Origin of the sequence: Streptomyces silaceus, from assembly GCF_001419745.1 — a bacterium.
Lineage (GTDB): Bacteria > Actinomycetota > Actinomycetes > Streptomycetales > Streptomycetaceae > Streptomyces > Streptomyces silaceus.
Genome location: NZ_LIRJ01000342.1, coordinates 1 through 4,786, shown reverse-complemented (window position 1 = coordinate 4,786; position 4,786 = coordinate 1). Strand labels below are relative to the sequence as shown.

The following is a 4,786-nucleotide window of genomic DNA, read 5'->3' as shown; positions in this document are numbered from 1 at the left end:
ACTACCACCACCTGCGACGATGACTGGCATCCCACAGCATCCAACACCGCCTCACCCACAGAGACATCGACTCACCCCGACACCTGCGCCACCATCGCTCAGTCGTGGAGCGGACCGTGTCCGGCTGTCCGGCTGCCGACACCTCCACCACCGCTACGAGCGCAAGCCGGAACACTTCCTGGTCTTCACCGCCATCGCCGCAACCCTCATATGCCACCGCAGACTGACCAACTGAAATGGCGTCCAAGGCGTATCAAGGCGCCGGTGGGCTCGTGCGGGTTCCGTTCCGACGCCGTCTCAAGCCATGGAAGCGTCGCCACAACATCACCCACGCCAAGATCCGCTGTGCCGGCGAGCGAGCCATGACCACCCTCAAGGGCTGGCGTCTCCTTCGGAAGCTTCGCTGCAGCACGAACCGCATCACCGACTTCGTGAAAGCCATCCTGGTCCTTCACCACACACCAGCGTGAGGTTGGAAAATGCTCATGGTCCCGAGGCAAGCACCGGGGCGTTCTCGAAACTCACCTACAAAGCCACGAATGGCGATCCCCCCGATCGGGTGGCTGCACTCTCGTCAGCGATGCTCGTCGGCGGCCTCCTGCTTATCCGGTCGGCTCGACGATGGCGCCACTCCTTGGGCGTGCACGAGCGGCCGGAAATCCCGTTCGCGCCGTGACGTCGATGGGATAGCCTGTCCGGGTTCACGCGGCAGGGTTTCCTGCCGCGCCGCTCGGCGCGCTCGGCGTCGACACGCACCGCGTGCCTTGCCTGGAAGGAGGCGAGAGACATGGACCGTGCAGAATGCGTTGCGGCCATAGTTGCCTCCGGCCGTGTGCCCTCCCTCCCCTGCGGCGCGCGGTAGTTCTTCCCCCTTTCTCATTTCTTGTCTTCGGCATCTTCCTGAGATGCCGCGTCACGAGATGTCCCGGCCTGCGCGGTTCGTCGCCGCGCGGGCCGCGGGGGCGCGCGCCCGAAGACGGGCCCTTCTTTTGCTGGTCACCGTGATCTCGGCACTCTGCGCCGCGCGGCCAGCAAGAGCGCCGGCATGAATGTCACGCAGCTGGTGCGGCAGGCCCCGGGTGCTGTCCGTGGTTCCCGCTGCCCCACCGCCTTGCCGTGTCCCCGTGCTGCGTGCACCGGCCCGTCGTCACCACTGCGACCGTCCCCGGCCGGCTGTCTCGACAGCACTTCGACACGAAACATGCGTGATCGCCATGAGCAAGAAACGTCCCGAAGAGGGATCCCTTCCGTCCGCCCCTTCCACAGCCACCGATCGCTCCCCTGGCCACGAGGTTCCCTCCGCGGCTCCGGCACCGGATCCGAAGCGCTGGTGGGCGCTGGCCGTCATCGCCCTCGCCCAGCTGATGGTGATCCTTGACGGCACCATCGTGAACATCGCCCTGCCCTCCGCCCAGCACGCCCTCGGCATGTCGGACGCCGACCGGCAGTGGGTGATCACCGCCTACACGCTCGCCTTCGGCGGGCTGCTGCTGCTCGGCGGTCGGATCGCCGACCTGGTGGGCCGCAAGCGAACCTTCGTCATCGGCCTGGCCGGGTTTGCCGCGGCCTCCGCCCTGGGCGGCGCGGCGGCCGGGCCCTGGATGCTGTTCGCTGCACGGGCCCTGCAAGGTGCGTTCGCGGCGGTCCTGGCGCCCTCGGCCCTGTCGCTCCTGACGACGACGTTCACCGACCCCAAGGAACGTGCCAGGGCGTTCGGGGTCTACGGTGCGCTTGCCGGCGGCGGCAGCGCGGTCGGGTTGATCGTGGGCGGTCTGCTGACCGAGTACCTGAACTGGCGCTGGTCCCTGTACGTCAACGTACCCATCGCGCTGGCCGCCCTGCTCGGCGCACCGGCCTTCCTGCGCGACCGCACCGGCCGCCGGGACGGGCACCTGGACGTGCCGGGCGCACTGCTCGGCTGCGGCGGACTCGTCGCCCTCGTGTACGGCTTCAGCGAAGCTGAACCTCGTGGCTGGACCAGACCGTCGGTGCTCACGCTGCTCGGCGCCGGCGTGATCCTGCTCGCCGCCTTCGTGTGGTGGCAGAGCCGCGCGGCGAACCCGCTGCTGCCGCTGCGCATCGTCAAGGACCGTGTCCGGGCCGGATCATTCGCGACGATGGGCTTGGCCACCGTCGGCATGTTCTGCGTCTTCCTGTTCCTGACGTACTACCTGCAGGTCGTCCTCGGCTACCCGCCGGTGCGGACGGGCCTGGCCTTCGTACCGATCTCAGCCGGGATCGTCATCGGCGCGACCCAGATCGCGGCCCGCCTGCTGCCACGCACGGCACCACGCACCTTGATGTCGTCCGGCATGGTGCTGGCCGCCGCCGGCATGGTGCTGCTCAGCCACCTGACCGTGCACACGCAGTACGTCCCGCACGTACTGCCCGCCCTCCTGCTGCTCGGTCTGGGCATGGGCCTGACCTTCATGCCGGTCTACGCGACAGCCACCGCCGGCGTACCCGCGCAGGACGCCGGAGTGGCCTCGGCTGCCCTCAACACCGTTCAGCAGATGGGCGCTTCGCTGGGCACCGTACTGCTCAACACCATCGCCACCGGCGCCACCAGCCGTTACATCAACTCGCACCTGCACGATCCGGCCCACGGCGGCGCGCCCCTCAACGAATCCATGGTGCACGGTTTCACCATCGCCTACCGGTGCGCGGCCGGCGTCCTGCTGCTCGCCGCCCTGGTAGCGGGCCTCACCGTACGGCCCAAGACGCCGAAGCCCGCCGGAAACGACGCACCTGCCTAACGAGCGGTCGTGTCCGCCACCGTCCACCCCACACCTCAAAGGAACCTGCATGAAACCCCTGACCGAGCACGGCATCCGTACCTCGTTCGTCAACTGCTCGAAGGGCGAGGCCAAACGCCTCCCCCTGCCCAAGAACCTGGCCGACCTCGACCATTGGGACGACCTGGACTTCCTGGGCTGGTTCGACCTGTCCGCGCCCGACCGCAAATATCTCGTCGCCGAACGCGCCGGTGGACTCGTCGGCCTGTCCCTGCGCTCTGCTTCCGGCAACCGCGGCTTCCTGCGCCGCAGCCTGTGCTCGCTGTGCCTGACCACCCATCCCGGCACCGGCGTCGCCCTCCTGACCGCCCCCAAGGCAGGCCCGGCCGGCCGCGCAGGCAACTCGGTGGGCCTCTACATCTGCGCCGACCTGGACTGCTCGCTGTACGCACGGGGCACGAAGAAGGCGGCACCAGGTGGTCGCATGGAGGAGTCCCTCACCGTTGAGCAGCAGATCGAGCGCCTGCGCGGCAACCTCGACGCGTTCATCGAGAGGGTCCTCCACTAGGCCGTTTCGTTTGGATCAGTGGGTCGTTGGTCCGGGTGTGTCGTTGACTGATGCGCAGTGGGCGCGGATCGAGCCGTTGCTCCCGGATCGGACGCCGAAGCGGGGTGGGCGCTGGCGTGATCATCGTGAGGTGATCGACGCGATCGCCTTCAAGTTCCAGACCGGTACTCAGTGGGTGCACCTGCCAGAGAAGTTCGGCAACTGGCGGGGTGTCTACAACCGGTTGCGCATGTGGGCCGTCGACGGCACGTGGGAGCGGGTGTTCACCGCGCTGGTCGCGCAGGCGGACGCCGACGAGGACCTCAACTGGGCCGTCGCGGTCGACTCGACCATCGTGCGCGCACACCAGCACGCGGCCGGGGCACGCAAAAAGGGCCCCGGCCGGCGAACCCGGCGACCACGCCATCGGCCGCTCCCGCGGCGGACTGACCACGAAGATCCACCTCGCGGCCGACGGTCGGTGCCGACCCCTGGCGTTCTTCCTCACCGCCGGTCAGACCGGCGACGCACCCGCCTTCACGCACGTCATGTCCCGCCTGCGCGTTCCCCGCCCTTTTGGACGGCCCCGCACCAGGCCGGACCTGGTCCTGGGCGACCAGGCGTACTCCTCCCGCGCGATCCGCGACCACCTGCGCAAACGTGGCATCCGCGCGGTGATCCCAGAACGCGCCGACCAGCAGGCCAACCGACGGCAGCACGGACAGACGGGCCGCAGACCGCCAGCCTTCGACCGCCAAACATACAAGCAGCGCAACACCGTCGAGCGGTGCATCAACCGCCTCAAACAGTGGCGCGGCATCGCCACTCGCTACGAGAAGACCGCCACCATCTACCTGGCCGGACTCCACATCGCGGGCATCTTCCTCTGGTCCGCCCGATGATCCAAACGAAACCGCCTAGACGAGGAGAGGGCAGGTAATCGACAAAAGGCCGCCGACCACCTGGCTTCTCCTCTTGGAAAACGTGCGGAGTCCCAAGAGGCGGGCGAGAGCGGAGCTCAGTTCCAGGTGCCGTAGACGCCGGTCAACGCCAGGAGCATGAGGACCGGCATCGGCACGAAGAGCAGGTCCGCCCATGTCCAGTCGGGGCCACGGACAACATCAGGAACTTCCTCCGCCCGCCCGGGGCGGGTCGGCTTGGCCCGGCGCATCTGCCGGGCGGCGGCCGCCGCCCGGCCACGGTCCAGCATGGACCGCGAGAAGGCGAACACCTCGATGACGTCGCCGCCCGTGGTGGTGACCGTCATGCCGTCCTCGGGATCTATACGGCGGATCGCCGCTCCCGGGATCCAGCAGCGCGACCAGAATCCGGTGACCCGTAGTCCGTCCGCGTACACATCGACCCGGGGCCGCACGACCGCACGCCATATGAACCGTAGGAGCGCGAGCAGGAAGGCACCGAAGAAGGGCATCTCCCCCGGATCGTTCCCCTCCCACCCCGCAGCGACGCACCAGGTGCCGAACACCCCGACGGCCAGGATCAC

Annotated in this window: 4 protein-coding genes and 2 pseudogenes; 5 read left to right on the top strand and 1 reads right to left on the bottom strand. The window is 68.4% G+C overall.

Features of this window, described 5'->3' with window-relative positions:
- The 5 genes and pseudogenes from AOK22_RS40205 to AOK22_RS40195 form a co-directional block, all read left to right on the top strand.
- Positions 1-235, top strand: a pseudogene (locus tag AOK22_RS40205) (IS5/IS1182 family transposase); the annotation flags it as partial.
- 4 nt (positions 236-239) lie between these two features.
- Positions 240-470, top strand: a pseudogene (locus AOK22_RS40200) (transposase family protein); the annotation flags it as partial.
- A gap of 744 nt (positions 471-1,214) precedes the next feature.
- Positions 1,215-2,756, top strand: a complete 1,542-nt coding sequence (locus tag AOK22_RS28245; RefSeq protein WP_208606455.1) for an MFS transporter — start codon at positions 1,215-1,217, stop codon at positions 2,754-2,756.
- 49 nt (positions 2,757-2,805) lie between these two features.
- Positions 2,806-3,303 carry an FBP domain-containing protein gene (locus AOK22_RS28240; protein ID WP_055701544.1) on the top strand — a complete coding sequence of 166 codons (498 nt, stop codon included), beginning with the start codon at positions 2,806-2,808 and terminating at the stop codon, positions 3,301-3,303.
- Between the two features lie 37 nt (positions 3,304-3,340).
- Positions 3,341-4,184 (top strand): IS5 family transposase gene (locus AOK22_RS40195; RefSeq protein WP_425264070.1). Its coding sequence is split into 2 segments (ribosomal slippage): positions 3,341-3,694 and positions 3,696-4,184, totalling 843 coding nucleotides; the frame shifts between segments, so codons are not numbered across the junction.
- Positions 4,185-4,300: 116 nt separating this feature from the next.
- On the opposite strand, the gene AOK22_RS28230 is transcribed toward AOK22_RS40195, so the two are convergent.
- On the bottom strand, positions 4,301-4,786 hold a 486-nt coding region (locus tag AOK22_RS28230), incomplete at its 5' end, for a hypothetical protein (RefSeq protein ID WP_157872303.1).